The sequence below is a fragment of the Capnocytophaga periodontitidis genome, assembly GCF_016126015.1.
GTDB classification, from domain to species: Bacteria; Bacteroidota; Bacteroidia; order Flavobacteriales; family Flavobacteriaceae; genus Capnocytophaga; species Capnocytophaga periodontitidis.
Map to the genome: position 1 here is coordinate 26,129 of NZ_JAEFDB010000008.1, position 13,913 is coordinate 40,041.

The following is a 13,913-nucleotide window of genomic DNA, read 5'->3' on the forward strand; positions in this document are numbered from 1 at the left end:
TTGTGTTTGAAAAAAAAAGAACACCAAAATTCAGGAACTTTGTGCAAAGATACAATAAATAATTGGATTATTCCCTTTTTAAGTGTAGGAAAAGGAGGATTTAAAAGTAATTTTGATTTGGCTACAATTGGATGGTAGTCATACACGTTGTCGGCAAAAAGGAGAGTCTGCAGGTTATCAAGCAAGAAAAAAAGCCATAACCACAAATAGCATTTTTTTTGTGATAATAAAGGGCAAATGATAGCAATGGGGAGTCCTAAAGCTGGAAATCACAATGACTTATATGAAATAGAAGAAGTACTAAAAGAAATCTTAGCTTTATTAGAAGAAGCAGGAATAGAATACAAAGGTTTGTTTCTCAATGCTGATGCAGGATTTGACAGCAAATCTGTGAGAGATTTTTTAGAAAGCAAAGAAATTATAGCAAACATTAAACCTAATCCTCGAAATGGAGAGCAACCAGATGTTTATTTTGATGAAGAATTGTACAAAAATAGGTTTAAAATTGAACAAGCAAATGGTTGGCTTGACGGATATAAAGGTTTGATAATGAAATACGAATATCTTGATGTAACTTGGATTGGAATGCTCCTATTAGGGTTTATCTCCAAGTTCCTCAAAAAAGTTTAAACACGTTTATAAAAAAGATACTATGAGTATTACCCTAAGTTTAGAAAAAAGGAAACAAATCCTCATTCAAAACCTACATTTTCAAAAAGGAGAATATACAATAAATTTGAAAGATTGTAATTTTCAGAGTGATTACTATATAAAAAAATTTCCTTGTGATTGTTTAAATTATAGAAGAGAAGAAGAATAAAAAGTATTGATTTTTTGCTTTTTAGTTCTATATTTGCAGAAAAACCTATTCTTATGAAAAGAACATTATTATTTTTACTCATAGCCATATTCCTAACCTCTTGTTCTATGTTCACACCCAAAGACGACAATATGAAATGGACTGCTCAATACAACTTTATGGATTTGTACAAACAAAAAGTATATGAAGGTTATTTTAATGCAGGGGCAGCTATTGAGATAAATGGCATTGCAGTAATCAACAGCCACACTATTTTATTGGGAGCAGAAAAAGATTTGCGAGCTTTTGATCCTGAAATTTTAGAAAAACAAGCGGTACTTTTTATCTCTACCGACAAAGGTAAAACCTATAAGGAAATCCCCTTAGAAGGAAGCTACTTTGATAGTTTTTACAAAACTGAGGACTACTGCATTATAAAGACTTCGGGAGAGCATCGTTTTATTTATCTATTTAACAATAAAACACTTAAAGTGGAAAAAATAGATGGGTATAATAGAAAATCAAATATATGGTATGGTATTTTTGACGGCAGATATATTATGTATGACAACAAAGAAAATAAATATGTAATGGATATATCAAACCGAAGCAAAATGTATGAAATACCCAAAGCAATTAAAAATATACCTACTTATCCTATCAATCAGAATGGAGATTTGATTTATATGAAAAACAATGATTTGTATATTTACAATGTCATCTCTCAACAAGAAAAGTTATATAAGAAACTCAAAAATAAATACGACTATTTCTCTTCTATGGTATTTGAAGAAGATGATACTCCACTAACATTACAGCAAGTAAAGAATGAAGATGATGAGGAAAAGTATGAGAAAAGGATTTATAATTTAGATGAAGAGTTGTTGTATGTTATCAATAAGGATAATAGGCGAAAACATTACAGATACAACAATTTTATTTGCGACTATTCAGCCTTAGGTACCTCTCCCGAAATTCGTTTTTCTTATGATTATGGCAAAACTTGGAAAATACATAATGTAAAAGGCTTTTCTATCTTACAAAGTACTTTTGGCTTTTATAAAGATGAATTTTTGGTGACCGAAGGCATATTCTTTCGAGGAAATTCACCAGAAAGTGGTGGGCGCATAATGGTAGGGGAATTTCAGAAATAAAAATAGTGCGAGCCGCACGGGCTTTTGCCCGTGCGGCTCGCACCTGTAGTAAATAATTACATTCTGTTTTTCTGGTCACCATCGGCTTGTTGACCCTTGTATTTGCTTTGAGTAGCATTGAAATTGTACTCTAACCCAATGCGAAATGAACGTGTATTGCTATCAAAATGCTTATTATTAGTAACATAAGGATTTTGAAATCTGTCATAAGTTCCCATTTGGTTAAAAATATCCATTACACCTCCATACACTTCCAATGATTTGTTGAGGAAAGAATGTGAAAACATCAAAATTACCATTCCTTGAGGTTTATAACCATAAGCAGTATCCTTACTTCCTTTACTGCGATATACCATCATTAAAAAGAGATTGGCATTGTCGCTTAGGCTAAATTGGTTCATCAACTCAGCTCCAAAGACGGGTTGGTTGTTCTCAAAAACGCCATTAGCAAACTGTTTGCCGTACATCAAATCGAGTTTTGGTACCCAACGCCCTATTTGGTAATAAGCCGAAAGTCCTAACTTCAATCTTTGGTAATCACCAAAATTGTGAATGTAGCGCTCTACTACATTAGGCAGGGTACGCGACAATTGGTAATCTTCAAAAAAGCCATTGTGTACCAATGAATAATCTACTGATAGAGAAACGATTTGATAAGTAAGCAAGAGTGAAAAATCATCACTTAGGCGTGGTTGCAAATCGGTATTACCGCGATTGTAGAGAAAAGGAGTTTCATACGTAAAACGGTCGGAAAGTTCATAAAAGGCAGGGCGAGTGATTTTTTTGGCATAGCTAAACGACCATTCGGTTTTATGCCAAGGGAATGCTACCGAAATATTAGGGAGCAAGTGCTTGTAACTACGGCTTTTAGTATCGTTCTTCACATCGTTTTCAAAATAACCAAAATCGGTATATTCATAGCGCGCCCCTATCTTCCATTTGGTTTTATGCCAAGGGAACGAATAACTCGCAAAAGCAGCCGATTGTGTTTCCTTGTTGTCAATATCGGTAGGAGTACTGATATTGTCTTTATAATTGTCGTAGCGCGATAGGGTGCTGGCTTCCACACCATAACCTAACAAGCCTTTACCTACTCGTTGCGTGAGATTGGTTTTCATCGTCCACAAGTGTGATTGCGCATCCGAATGGGTGTTGATATTGCGCTGAGAAGGTGTGGTGAGGTTGCGCTCTACAATATCAGAACGATAATTAGAGGAAGCACCCGCATAGAATACATCGGTTTGCAACTTGAGTTTATCGGAAAGTTTGCCATCGTAATACACATTGGCATTGAGGCGTGTATCCTTGTTGAGGCGGTCGAAAGTGTTCAATCCTTGTTGGGTAAGGGTTCCATTGCGGTAAGTAGCTGTGTTTTGCTCGGTAACATTACGCCCCGATAGCGGACTTGTAGTCATCCACACACTTGCCCCCAATGAATGTTTATCGTTGATTTCGTGAGAGAAACCTGTTTTAGCATAGAAACGACGAGTGTTATCTTTCACTATTTCATCGGTGTGCACTTGCCAATTGTTGGCTTGGGTATGCACATTCAACTCTTGATTGTTTTCGCGTTTGAAGTTGTGATAGACATCTGTGTGTGTTGAGAAGAAAACATCGGTATTGCCTGAACGGTAGTTTAGGTGAGCATCCACAAAGCCTTCTTGTCCTTTTTTAAACCGACTTTCCACGCTCACACCACCGCTGAGACCGTCGCCTTGTTTCTTTTTGAGAAAAATGTGAATCACCGCCCCCACACTGTTGTCGTATTCAGCACCTGGTTGCGTTTCCAAGCTAATGCGGTCTATTTCCTTGGGAGAAAGGCGGTACACATCGTTCATATCGCGCACCCGCTTGTTGTTGATATAGAACAAAGGTTTTCCTTTGCCAAATACTTCTACGCCATAAGAGGTATACGACATTGATACCCCAGGTAAGAAATAGAGCAAAAGGTCTACTTTAGGGATGTTTTTCAATGAAGAAGCCGCTACATCGGCAGTAATTACGGTACCTTGTTGTTTCATCACAGGGCGATGCGCCGAAACCACTACTTCACCGAGTTCATTTACTGATTTTTGTAAGGAAATGCTGCCTAAATCGTTAGACGAAGGGATAAAAACTTTTTCTTTGTACTCCAAATGGGTAATTTTGAGTACTGAAGGCTTACCTTGGGCGTTGTCGGGCAGTTCAAAATGACCTTTGTCATCGCTAATAGCTCCTTTTACCATTGTAGAATCGGGGAGGGTAAGTTGGATAACGTTAGCACCAAAAATAGGTTCTCCTTTTTCGTTTAGTAAAGTACCTTTATAGGTGTTTTGTGCGTGAGTAATAGCAAGAGGAAGAAGTGCCATTACTAAAAATAGTAATCGTTTCATACTTTGAGTTTGATAAATGATTGTTAATTACGCCGCAAATATAAATATAGTTTTTTATAAACACAAGAGAAATTAAAACTTTTTAAAATAAAAACCTTTTAATCATTTATTCTTCGTCCTTCGTAATTTGTCATTCATCATTCGTCACTCGTCATTTGTCATTATTATATATTTCGTCATTCGTACTTCGTAATTCGTAATTATTTTATATCTTTGCGACTTGATTCTGATTAACACATTACCCTTTTATGAATTTAACTCCTGCATTAGAGAAACAATACACTAAAGAACAGAGAACAGCCCTTGAGGCTCAGCGTTTGGCTCAAGAAATCGCTTTTGGACCTGTTGTTTTTCAAATCTCCCAACTAATGGTAAAATTTGGCGTTTTGGAAGCGTTATGCAACGCCCCTAACGGTCTTACAATGGCTGAAGTTGCCGCTCAAACAAAGCTCAGCGACTACGCAGTGAAAATACTTTTGGAGGCATCACTCTCTATAGGTACCGTAATTGTGAGTAACGACGACCGATTTTCTATCACCAAAGCAGGTTGGTTTTTGTTACGCGACAAAACAACACGCGTGAATATGGAGTTTATACAAGAGGTGTGCTACGAAGGCTTATTCCACCTCGAAGAGGCTCTTACCGAGGGCAAACCTTCAGGATTAAAAGTATTTGGCTCTTGGCCTACTATCTACGAGGGACTTTCACAACTGCCTCCTAAAGCCCAAGAAAAATGGTTCGCCTTCGATCATTATTATTCTGATTATTCGTTTGACGATGCTTTGAACATCGTTTTCAAGCAACCCGTGAAAACCTTGCTCGATGTGGGCGGCAATACCGGTAGATTTGCCTTGAGAACAGTGGAGTACAACCCCAATGTGCAGGTAACCATTATGGACTTGCCTCAACAATTAGGGTTGATGAAAGCCAATACCGCTGGCAAAGCAGGTGCTGAACGCATTGCCGGACACCCTGCAAACCTCTTAGACGCATCGGTGCCTTTCCCTAAAGGATTTGATGCAATATGGATGAGTCAGTTTTTAGATTGTTTTTCTGAAGATGAAGTAACGAGCATTCTCAGTCGTGCTGCAGCTGCAATGGATGAGCATACCTCGCTTTACATACTCGAAGCCTACTGGGATAGACAACAACACGAAACAGGGGCATATTGCCTCACCCAAATAAGTGTTTACTTTACCGCAATGGCAAATGGCAACAGCAAGATGTACTACTCAGGTGATATGATACGCTGTGTGGAACGCGCCGGATTGGAAGTAAGTGCTATCTATGATAACTTAGGCAGCGGCAATAGCCACACGCTTTTTCAAGTGAAGAAAAAAAGTGAATAGTGAATGAAGAGACTTTGTCAAAGTCCTTGGACTTTGATAAAGTGTTATAACTTGTAACCTATTTTACCTGAATTAAACGTTCTAACGCCATTCCGCGTGAGCCTTTGATAAGGAGTAGGCAATTGTTGAACGATAGGGTAGGGAAGACCTCTTTGAAAGCCTCGAAAGTTTCGTATTGCGGATAAGGGCTTTGGGTTTTAGCAAAGTTACTCCCTACCAAATATACGCCTTCCCACTCATAATTTTTAAGTTTATCTACTATACGCTGATGTTCTTCTGCAGCGTAGTTTCCTAATTCAAACATATCCCCTAAAATGAGTACTTTCTTCTTCTCGTCACTCATTGTAAGCAAATTGTCGATAGCAGCGGCCATACTGCTGGGGTTGGCATTGTAAGCATCGAGCAATACGGTATTGCTGCCCCATTGCACCAACTGACTGCGGTTATTCTGCGGGATATAGGCTTCAATACCTCTTTTTATAGCCTCGTTAGAGAGTTTGAAAAATTTGCCGAAAGCTACTGCAGCGGCTATATTGGTGAAATTGTAGCTGCCTACTAAATGTGAAGTTGCTATGGTAGGAGCATCGGTAAACCCTTCTATTACAACCTTTTCCCCTTCTTCGGTAGTTTGTGTGGAGGCATCTTCAAATTGTATGGTTACGGGTTGAGTGCCCAAACACTGTACGGCTACATTCACCCCTTTACCTACCCCGAAACTATACTCGTTGTGATAATCGGCTAAGAGGGCTTCGGTAATAGGATTATCGGCATTAGCGATGATAGTTTTTTGGTGAGCTTTGAGGTAGTCGTAGAGTTCGCCTTTGGTTTGTATAACGCCCTCGAAAGAGCCAAATCCCTCCAAATGCGCTTTGCCAATGCTAGTGATATAGCCATAATCGGGTTGGGCGATATTACAGAGGAAAGCGATTTCGCCAGGGTGATTGGCGCCCATTTCTACAATAGCGATATCGGTTTCGGGTTTGATAGAAAGCAGAGTGAGTGGCACCCCTATATTGTTGTTGAGGTTGCCTTGAGTGGCTACTACGTTCAGCTGCTGTGATAAAACAGATTTGATGAGTTCTTTGGTAGTGGTTTTGCCGTTGCTACCGGTGATGCCTATCACGAGAGTTTTGAGGGTGTTACGATGATAGGTAGCGAGTTCTTGTAGGGTAGTGAGTACATCGCTAACCAAGATCATTTTATCAGAAGTTTGATAAGCAACCTCATCGATTACGGCATATTGAGCTCCCTTTTCGAGGGCTTCGGCGGCAAAGGTATTTCCGTTGAAAGAAGCCCCTTTTAGTGCGAAATAAATACTACCTTCAGCAATATTGCGGGTATCGGTAGAAACGCCTGTAGAGGCGAGGAATTTTTGGTAAAGATTTTTCATCAATGAATAATTGACAATTAATAATTAACAGTTGTGATGCAAAAGTACAAAAGTTTTTTGTTAGTGTGAGCTGTGCAGGCAGAAAATTTTAGCAAAGTGTAGTAACACCAATATGACTTTGTAGATATTATAAAGAAAGGTATAATAGAAAAAGTGCTGCAAACATTACTATTTGCAGCACTTTTCTATATTAGTTTTAAAAATTTATCCTTTAGGAGTACGGTGATTAGTTTTAGATTTAGAACCTACACGACTCATAGCATTACGGAATCCGATGTAATCGGTAGCGATGTATTGAGGGAGGAATCGGCGTTGAGCTGGGTCGATCCAGTAAGCGCGGTCTCTCCAAGAACCTCCTTTGAATACGCGAACTTCGTCGTCGATGAGAGAAGTACGGTCGTTAGAGGTGTCGTAATCTTTACCATTGAGTTCACTTCCTGGTTTTTTAGGGCGAGGGGCGTTGTACATAGAGTTAGTATACTCAGCACCTGGAGCCATTAAGCCACCTTGGTTGCGGAAGTTACGAGTTGAAGATTTTTCACCGTCGTTGTAACTGCGGTTATCGGCGTGTGTGAAGTTGTAACGCAAGTAAGTTTCGTTAGAGTCGATTGGCACAGTAGCCAAGTTACCAGGGAGGTTACGAGCGATGATTTTTCTGTTAGGAAAGGTATCGTATTTTACTGATTCAGGAGTTACTACGATTTGTTTGCCATCTTCACCTATAGCGTGTTTCATATACACGTTACCACGGTAGTAGTTGAAGTCGGATTTTTCATCATCGACGATAGGACGATATACGTCGGCTACCCATTCGGCAACGTTACCAGCCATATCATACAAACCGAAGTCGTTAGGTGGGTAAGTTTTTACAGCTACGGTGATATCACCTTTATCGTCTGACCAACCAGCTAATCCGCCGTAGTCACCTTTACCTTGTTTGAAGTTAGCCAAGAGTTCACCACGAGTGCTACGTTTAGTAGAGCGGGTGTATTGGCTATCCCAAGGGTATTTTTTTCTACCTTGTAAAGAGTTGTACTCACGGATACCGTTGAGTGATTTAGCGGCGTACTCCCATTCTACTTCGGTAGGGAGGCGGTATTCGGGCAATAGCACACCACTGGTTTGTTTAGCGTAGCTTGGTTCACCATCTTTATTGGTGTTTTTACCGCCCATTTCGCCGGCTATTTTACCGCCATAAGTTTGAGTAGGGGCATTGAGATAGGTATCGGTACTGAAAGTACTTTGCGCATCAACTTGGTAACGAGCATCACGGGCGAGGTAACCATCGCGTTCGAGGATAGCCTCATTCACGCGGTCGGTACGCCAAGAGCTGAATTGTACTGCTTGAACCCAGTTTACACCTACTACGGGATACTCGGCATAAGCAGGGTGGCGCAAGTAGTTGTTTACCATAGCTTCGTTAGCGCTCAAGGGGCCTCTCCATACCAAAGTATCGGGGAGCGCACCTATATATATATTTCGGTATTGCTCTTGATCGGGAGGGAACACACGTTTGAGCCAATCGAGGTACTCCATATACATTTTGTTGGTTACCTCAGTTTCATCCATATAGAAGGATTGTACGTGTTGTTGAGTTGGAGTGTTATTCCAATCGTGCATCACGTTATCTTGCACTTGCCCCATAGTAAAAGTACCACCTTCGATAAGCACAAGCCCAGGACCGGTTTCTTGATCTTTGAAATCGGTGTTGTATTGGAATCCGCCTTCTTTAGCATTGATTCTCCATCCTGTTGCACTTGATACATTTCTATCAGACTTTTTGCCTCCACAGCTGGTGAGCAATAAGCCTGTAAGAGCTATGCAAATAGGGATTCTTAATAAACTTCTTTTCATAGTAAAAACACTTGTTAGCATAAAAATTCGGGCGCAAGATACTACTTTTTTTGAATATAGTATGCTTGTTTTAGTATTTTAACGCTATATTAATATTAAAATATTTTATACATTTTAGTATACTGTTGATTTATAATTAGTTGTATATCTTTTCCACTTTGGTAGATTTTACTCATTCACAAGGCATTTCGTCTGTTTTTTAACAATTCTTTAAGTATTTTATTAGAGCAAATTGGCTTTATCTGCTAAAAAAATCAACAGTAGAGAGAGTAAAAAGGATATAACAGGAGCAATCATCCACATTGTGAAAAATCGCTTTACTTGGGTTTTGCGAAATATATTTTTGTGTCCCATTTTGGCGACGCCTATACCTAAAATAGCTGCTACATTTACTTGTACTAAGGAGGTTGGTATACCTTTTACCACTGAGGCGAGCAGGAGTAGGCTACCTGAGATGAAGGCGATGATTACAGCTTCGAACTTGCCAAAGAGGATAATTTCCTTACCGGTATTTTTGAGTATTTTATGCCCAAATAGGGAAGCACCAATACCGAAACAGGGGGCTACTACTAAGGTGGCGAGCATTAGGATGACGATATGATCGCTTTCGCGGATGTGTAGCTCGTTGATGGTCATCGTATAGAGGGGGCCGGCGGCATTGGCAACGTTGTTAGAGCCTATGGCAAACGATACATAGAGAGCCATTATTACTAACACGATGTCCCATATATGGCGTTTGTTCTCATTTTGAGCGCGCTGAATGGTGAGTCCGCGACGGCGCATAGGTTGGTATATATATTTCCCAGCGAAGAAGCTGAGGAAATAGGATATGATGGGCAGTATAAACCAAGCGGGGATGATTTCGACAAAGAGGTTATGGGTGTCTAACCTACCGAAATACAAAGCAGGGGCGGCTAAAGCGAGCACGGCTGCTTGGCTGGTGGATTGGGGGATGCCTGATATATTAGAGATGAGCATTGTTACAGCTATGGAAAATAGGGCAATAGAGACGACGGTGAAGTCCATAAACTCTGAAGGTAGGATGCCGCTGCCCATAGTGCCAGCTGTTTTTTTACCTGCTATAAAAGCACCTACAAACACCATTATCCCAAAAAGCCCTGGAATGATAGACTTCCTAATCACATTAGCGCCATAGCTGGCTGAGAAAGCAGGAGCAGTGCCACTACCTCCCATAGTAATTGCTACAGCCATTGCAGTGAGGAAGGGGATGAGTAACTGGTTGTATATAGGGGTCATTTTGCTTTTATATTGTATATTCGAGGCAAAAGTACAAAATAATTATCAATTAACAATTAAGAATTATCAATTAACGGTTAATAAAAAGAAAAAAGCCCGATATTGCTATCGGACTTTTCCATTAACCAACCAAAACTTTAAATTATGAAAACTATTATTTGAAGTTTTACAATGAGCTACCACCCTCATTGCGTTGGCAAAGGTACGGCGTTTTTTTGAAATACCAAAATAATTTGATGGTTTAACAAAAGTTTAACAGTGGTAGTGATTGTTATGTATTGATAATTAATGAGTTGTGATTTTTTGAAAAAATCTTGAGGGGAGAGAAACTAGGAGTGTCTCGGAGAATCTCGGAGAAACTAGGAGTGTCTCGGAGGGGGATTGTTATAGAAAAAGCTGCCTAAGGTTTTAGATTTTTTAATTTTTCTATTTCGGTGAGTTCTTGTGGGGAGAGTTTGCGAAATACTGAAGAGATGATTATTTTACCGCCTGTTTTAGCTTCTCCTTCTACTTTGATAGTAAGTTTGTTGCCATTGATTGCAAACTCTGCTGAGTAATCTTGTTGGATAGCGGGGTTTGTAGCGGTAACGATATTACCACGTACTCTGTAGGGACGTTTTTCGATACTGGTGTCCTTGTTATAAACACAGTTACCATTGCTATCTTCTTTAAAAAATATCTCTTCGGTTTCGGTAGCTGAATAGATAATCACATTTTTTTCACATTCAGTGAGTTTTTGAAGTTCATTACCTTCAGTGATAGATTCTAATTTCCAACCGCCTATGAGTTGGTTAGGGGCATCGTTGTCGTCTTTGCTTTTGCAAGCGATAAGGCTTGTAATAGCTACTAAAGTTATTAAAAAATTTTTCATATTGAATGAGTGTTTATTTGATTTTGGGGCAAAGATACAAAATAATTTTCACCTGACGGTGATAAGGGAGGAGTGTCTCGGAGGGAGAGGAGAATCTCGGAGAAACTAGGAGAATCTCGGAGGGGGAGTGTTTCGGAGAAACTGGAAGAGGGATTGTTATAGAAAAAGCTGCCTAAGGGTTTAGACAGCTTTTTGTAATTATTACTTGTGTGGTTTAGTTTTAGAATTTGTAACCTACACCAATTTGGAATACGCGGTTTTTGAATTTCATAGGAACCCAATTTTTACCATCTTTTGAGTAATCTTTAGTAGATAACTCTGTGAGTCCTAAATTGAAGGTAGCATCGAAGAAGAGTCCTGAATCTAAGTTGTATTCAGCACCAAAGCCTAACCCTAAATCAAAGTTTTTATCAGGGGTAAGGGAGTAATTAAGTTTGCTAATAAAATTAGAGTTATTAGCAGGCTCTGCTTCAAATTCTACTTTTGATAGGAAGCCTAAGTTTACTCCTACTTTAGGGCGGAACCCATTGATATCGTATTTAAACCAAAGAGGGACATTAAGCTGCTGTATAGCCAATTTACTACTACTGTTTAAATCTACTTTTCCAGAAAGGGGACCAGCGCTAACTTCAAGTGATTTTAGATTGGCTCCTTGGAAAGCATAGTCTATACCAGCTTCTACCCATAGTTTTTCGTTGAAGCCATATTCAATAAAAGCTCCAAAGTGAAAACCAGGTCTGTAAGCAGTATTAAATTTAGCGGTTCCTGTACCAATTATTGAATATTCAGGTTCGGAAACGCTTGACAATAAGAAGCCTGCTTTAGCTCCTACTTTGAATTCTTGGGCGTTGGCGGTGGTGATTGCCGCTACAGCCATTGCTGCAATGATAAAAATTTTTTTCATTTGTTTTTATATTTATTTGGTTATTACTATTTGATCGTTAGTTGTATATTGTTTATTTTAATGTGAGTTCGGCGTAAGTAATTATTTAACAATCAGTAAAATATTTTTAATCTCCCACAAAGCCAGCGAGTTAGCGCAGCTGGGTATGTGAAACACGAATTTTCACGAAATAGGGAGTGCATAAAAGTCTTTATTTTTTATTATCTCACGAATTTTCACCTGACGGTGATGTTGTGATGAGGGGGGAGTGTCTCGGAAAAAATAGGAGAATCTCGGAGAAACTGGGAGGATCTCGGAGAAACTGGGGGAATCTCGGATAATCTCAGATAGAGGGATTGTTATAGAAAAAGCTGTCTAAATCCTTAGGCAGCTTTTTGTAATTATTACTTGTGTGGTTTAGTTTTAGAATTTGTAACCTACACCAATTTGGAATACGCGGTTTTTGAATTTATTACCTTCACTATATGTCCCGTCATCATTTTTTTCTTTAGTGGACAGTTTGGTAAGACCTAAATTGAAGGTAGCATCAAAGAAGAGTCCCATAGGCAAGTTGTACTCAGCACCAAATCCTAAACCAAAGTCGAATTTTTTATCAGGGGTTAAAGATTCATTAATTGTATTTTCAACGGCTGGAGCTCCTTCAATTTCCGAATTTGCTTTAACTTTTGAAAGGAATCCTAAGTTTACTCCTACTTTAGGACGGAAGCCACTGATATCATACTTCACCCAAAGAGGGATGTTAAACTGCTGGGTTTTAACCCATCCATTTTTAATATTATCTTTCTTGGAAGTAATAAGACTTCCGTCACTAACATTTATTACAGTACCCTCAATTGATTTTAGATTGGCTCCTTGGAAAGCATAGTCTACTCCAGCTTCTACCCATATTTTTTCGTTGAAGCCGTATTCAATAAAAGCTCCAAAGTGAAAACCAGGTCGGAAAGCGGTGTTTAGTTTGGAAGTAGATGTTTTTCCTGCTTCTGTAAATGAATAATCATCTACAGAAAAATTGGACAATAAGAAGCCTGCTTTAGCTCCTACTTTGAATTCTTGGGCGTTGGCGGTGGTGATTCCCGCTACAGCCATTGCTGCAATGATAAAAAGTTTTTTCATTTGTTTTTATATTTATTTGGTTATTACTATTTGATGGTTAGTTGTGCGTTGTTTATTTCGGGGGCAAGATTACGACAAATATTTGAGATATGCAAAAGTTTTTTGAGGTAAGAGATAAGAGGTAAGAGGTAAGAGGGTGGGGATTAGAGAATTAGCAAATTAGCAAATTAGAGAATTAGCAAATAGGGATTAGAGAATTGGGGAATTGAAAAAGCCGTTCAGACCCCTCTGAACGGCTTTTTCGTTTTTAGTTAGTGAAAGAAATAATAATAATTTTACTTGTCGATAGAGCCTACAACGCGCTTCATAAAGGTGTTGAGGGCTTCTTTTTGTGGAGTACCTTGTTTGATGAGTTCATCTACTTCGATAGCTCCGTAGAAATTGGAGAGCAATTCGCCAATTACGTCTAACTCCTCATCTTTGAGTTGTTCGCATTCTATGAGATTTTCGAGAGTTTCGATGGTCTCATTCACGTAATCTTGGTCGTTGTTCTCGATAAACTGAACGATATGTTTAATTACCGGTAATCTCATCTATAAATTCTTTTAGGAGTTCGGCTTTGTTAGTTTGCAATTGTTTTTCCAAATTACCGTTTTTGAAAGCGGCAAATGTAGGCAAGTTATCCACTTTGGCGAGTTTGCGTGACTCGGGGAAAGCTTCAGCATCTACATATACAAAAGTAGCATTGGGGGTTTCGGCTGCATACTTTTTGAATTTGGGTTTTATGATTTTGCAGTTACCGCACCATCCTGCGCCGAATTGTACGAATACGAGGGGATTAGCGGCTATGATTTCTTGCAAATTATCTTGGGTAAGTTCTGTCATAGTGATGAAAAAATAGTGTTGAGTT

Annotated in this window: 12 protein-coding genes; 3 read left to right on the top strand and 9 right to left on the bottom strand. The window is 39.1% G+C overall.

Annotated features, from left to right (window positions below; translation table 11 throughout):
- Positions 1-237 precede the first annotated feature (237 nt).
- Both I7X29_RS10910 and I7X29_RS10915 read left to right on the top strand, forming a co-directional pair.
- Positions 238-630, top strand: coding sequence for a transposase (locus I7X29_RS10910; RefSeq protein ID WP_225883730.1), 393 nt, complete (start codon positions 238-240; stop codon positions 628-630).
- Positions 631-873: 243 nt separating this feature from the next.
- Complete coding sequence (locus I7X29_RS10915; RefSeq protein ID WP_198474660.1) at positions 874-1,953, top strand: hypothetical protein; 1,080 nt, start codon at positions 874-876, stop codon at positions 1,951-1,953.
- A gap of 56 nt (positions 1,954-2,009) precedes the next feature.
- Here the strand turns inward: I7X29_RS10915 and I7X29_RS10920 are convergent, their stop codons facing one another.
- Positions 2,010-4,325 carry an outer membrane beta-barrel family protein gene (locus tag I7X29_RS10920; protein ID WP_198474662.1) on the bottom strand — a complete coding sequence of 772 codons (2,316 nt, stop codon included), beginning with the start codon at positions 4,323-4,325 and terminating at the stop codon, positions 2,010-2,012.
- A 248-nt stretch (positions 4,326-4,573) separates the two neighbouring features.
- Between I7X29_RS10920 and I7X29_RS10925 the strand changes: the two genes are divergently transcribed.
- Positions 4,574-5,674, top strand: coding sequence for a methyltransferase (locus I7X29_RS10925; RefSeq protein ID WP_198474664.1), 1,101 nt, complete (start codon positions 4,574-4,576; stop codon positions 5,672-5,674).
- Positions 5,675-5,732: 58 nt separating this feature from the next.
- On the opposite strand, the gene I7X29_RS10930 is transcribed toward I7X29_RS10925, so the two are convergent.
- From I7X29_RS10930 to I7X29_RS10965, 8 genes are all read right to left on the bottom strand, one after another.
- On the bottom strand, positions 5,733-7,064 hold the full coding sequence (locus tag I7X29_RS10930) for a UDP-N-acetylmuramoyl-tripeptide--D-alanyl-D-alanine ligase (protein ID WP_394368708.1): 1,332 nt from the start codon (positions 7,062-7,064) through the stop codon (positions 5,733-5,735).
- Between the two features lie 204 nt (positions 7,065-7,268).
- On the bottom strand, positions 7,269-8,918 hold the full coding sequence (gene gldJ / locus I7X29_RS10935) for a gliding motility lipoprotein GldJ (protein ID WP_449507463.1): 1,650 nt from the start codon (positions 8,916-8,918) through the stop codon (positions 7,269-7,271).
- Positions 8,919-9,140: 222 nt separating this feature from the next.
- Positions 9,141-10,175, bottom strand: coding sequence for an inorganic phosphate transporter (locus I7X29_RS10940; RefSeq protein ID WP_009414267.1), 1,035 nt, complete (start codon positions 10,173-10,175; stop codon positions 9,141-9,143).
- Positions 10,176-10,575: 400 nt separating this feature from the next.
- Positions 10,576-11,046 (bottom strand): lipocalin-like domain-containing protein, encoded by a 471-nt coding sequence (locus I7X29_RS10945; protein ID WP_198474670.1) that lies wholly within the window; start codon positions 11,044-11,046, stop codon positions 10,576-10,578.
- Between the two features lie 220 nt (positions 11,047-11,266).
- Positions 11,267-11,950, bottom strand: a complete 684-nt coding sequence (locus I7X29_RS10950) for a porin family protein (protein ID WP_198474672.1) — start codon at positions 11,948-11,950, stop codon at positions 11,267-11,269.
- A gap of 402 nt (positions 11,951-12,352) precedes the next feature.
- A complete protein-coding gene (locus tag I7X29_RS10955) occupies positions 12,353-13,063 on the bottom strand; it encodes a porin family protein (protein WP_198474674.1) in 711 nt (236 codons plus the stop codon).
- Positions 13,064-13,338: 275 nt separating this feature from the next.
- Entirely contained in the window at positions 13,339-13,596 is a 258-nt protein-coding gene (locus I7X29_RS10960) for a DUF6952 family protein (RefSeq protein WP_088593360.1), read from the bottom strand.
- A complete protein-coding gene (locus I7X29_RS10965; RefSeq protein WP_002681786.1) occupies positions 13,577-13,888 on the bottom strand; it encodes a thioredoxin family protein in 312 nt (103 codons plus the stop codon). The genes I7X29_RS10960 and I7X29_RS10965 overlap by 20 nt, the downstream gene beginning before the upstream one ends.
- Positions 13,889-13,913 lie beyond the last annotated feature (25 nt).

Excerpts from the sequence above, each read along its gene's own strand:
- I7X29_RS10910 (WP_225883730.1), top strand. The coding sequence starts at position 238 with ATGATAGCAATGGGGAGTCCTAAAGCTGGAAATCACAATGACTTATAT.
- I7X29_RS10915 (WP_198474660.1), top strand. The coding sequence starts at position 874 with ATGAAAAGAACATTATTATTTTTACTCATAGCCATATTCCTAACCTCT.
- I7X29_RS10920 (WP_198474662.1), bottom strand. The coding sequence starts at position 4,325 with ATGAAACGATTACTATTTTTAGTAATGGCACTTCTTCCTCTTGCTATT.
- I7X29_RS10925 (WP_198474664.1), top strand. The coding sequence starts at position 4,574 with ATGAATTTAACTCCTGCATTAGAGAAACAATACACTAAAGAACAGAGA.
- I7X29_RS10930 (WP_394368708.1), bottom strand. The coding sequence starts at position 7,064 with ATGAAAAATCTTTACCAAAAATTCCTCGCCTCTACAGGCGTTTCTACC.
- gldJ (WP_449507463.1), bottom strand. The coding sequence starts at position 8,918 with ATGAAAAGAAGTTTATTAAGAATCCCTATTTGCATAGCTCTTACAGGC.
- I7X29_RS10940 (WP_009414267.1), bottom strand. The coding sequence starts at position 10,175 with ATGACCCCTATATACAACCAGTTACTCATCCCCTTCCTCACTGCAATG.
- I7X29_RS10945 (WP_198474670.1), bottom strand. The coding sequence starts at position 11,046 with ATGAAAAATTTTTTAATAACTTTAGTAGCTATTACAAGCCTTATCGCT.
- I7X29_RS10950 (WP_198474672.1), bottom strand. The coding sequence starts at position 11,950 with ATGAAAAAAATTTTTATCATTGCAGCAATGGCTGTAGCGGCAATCACC.
- I7X29_RS10955 (WP_198474674.1), bottom strand. The coding sequence starts at position 13,063 with ATGAAAAAACTTTTTATCATTGCAGCAATGGCTGTAGCGGGAATCACC.
- I7X29_RS10960 (WP_088593360.1), bottom strand. The coding sequence starts at position 13,596 with ATGAGATTACCGGTAATTAAACATATCGTTCAGTTTATCGAGAACAAC.
- I7X29_RS10965 (WP_002681786.1), bottom strand. The coding sequence starts at position 13,888 with ATGACAGAACTTACCCAAGATAATTTGCAAGAAATCATAGCCGCTAAT.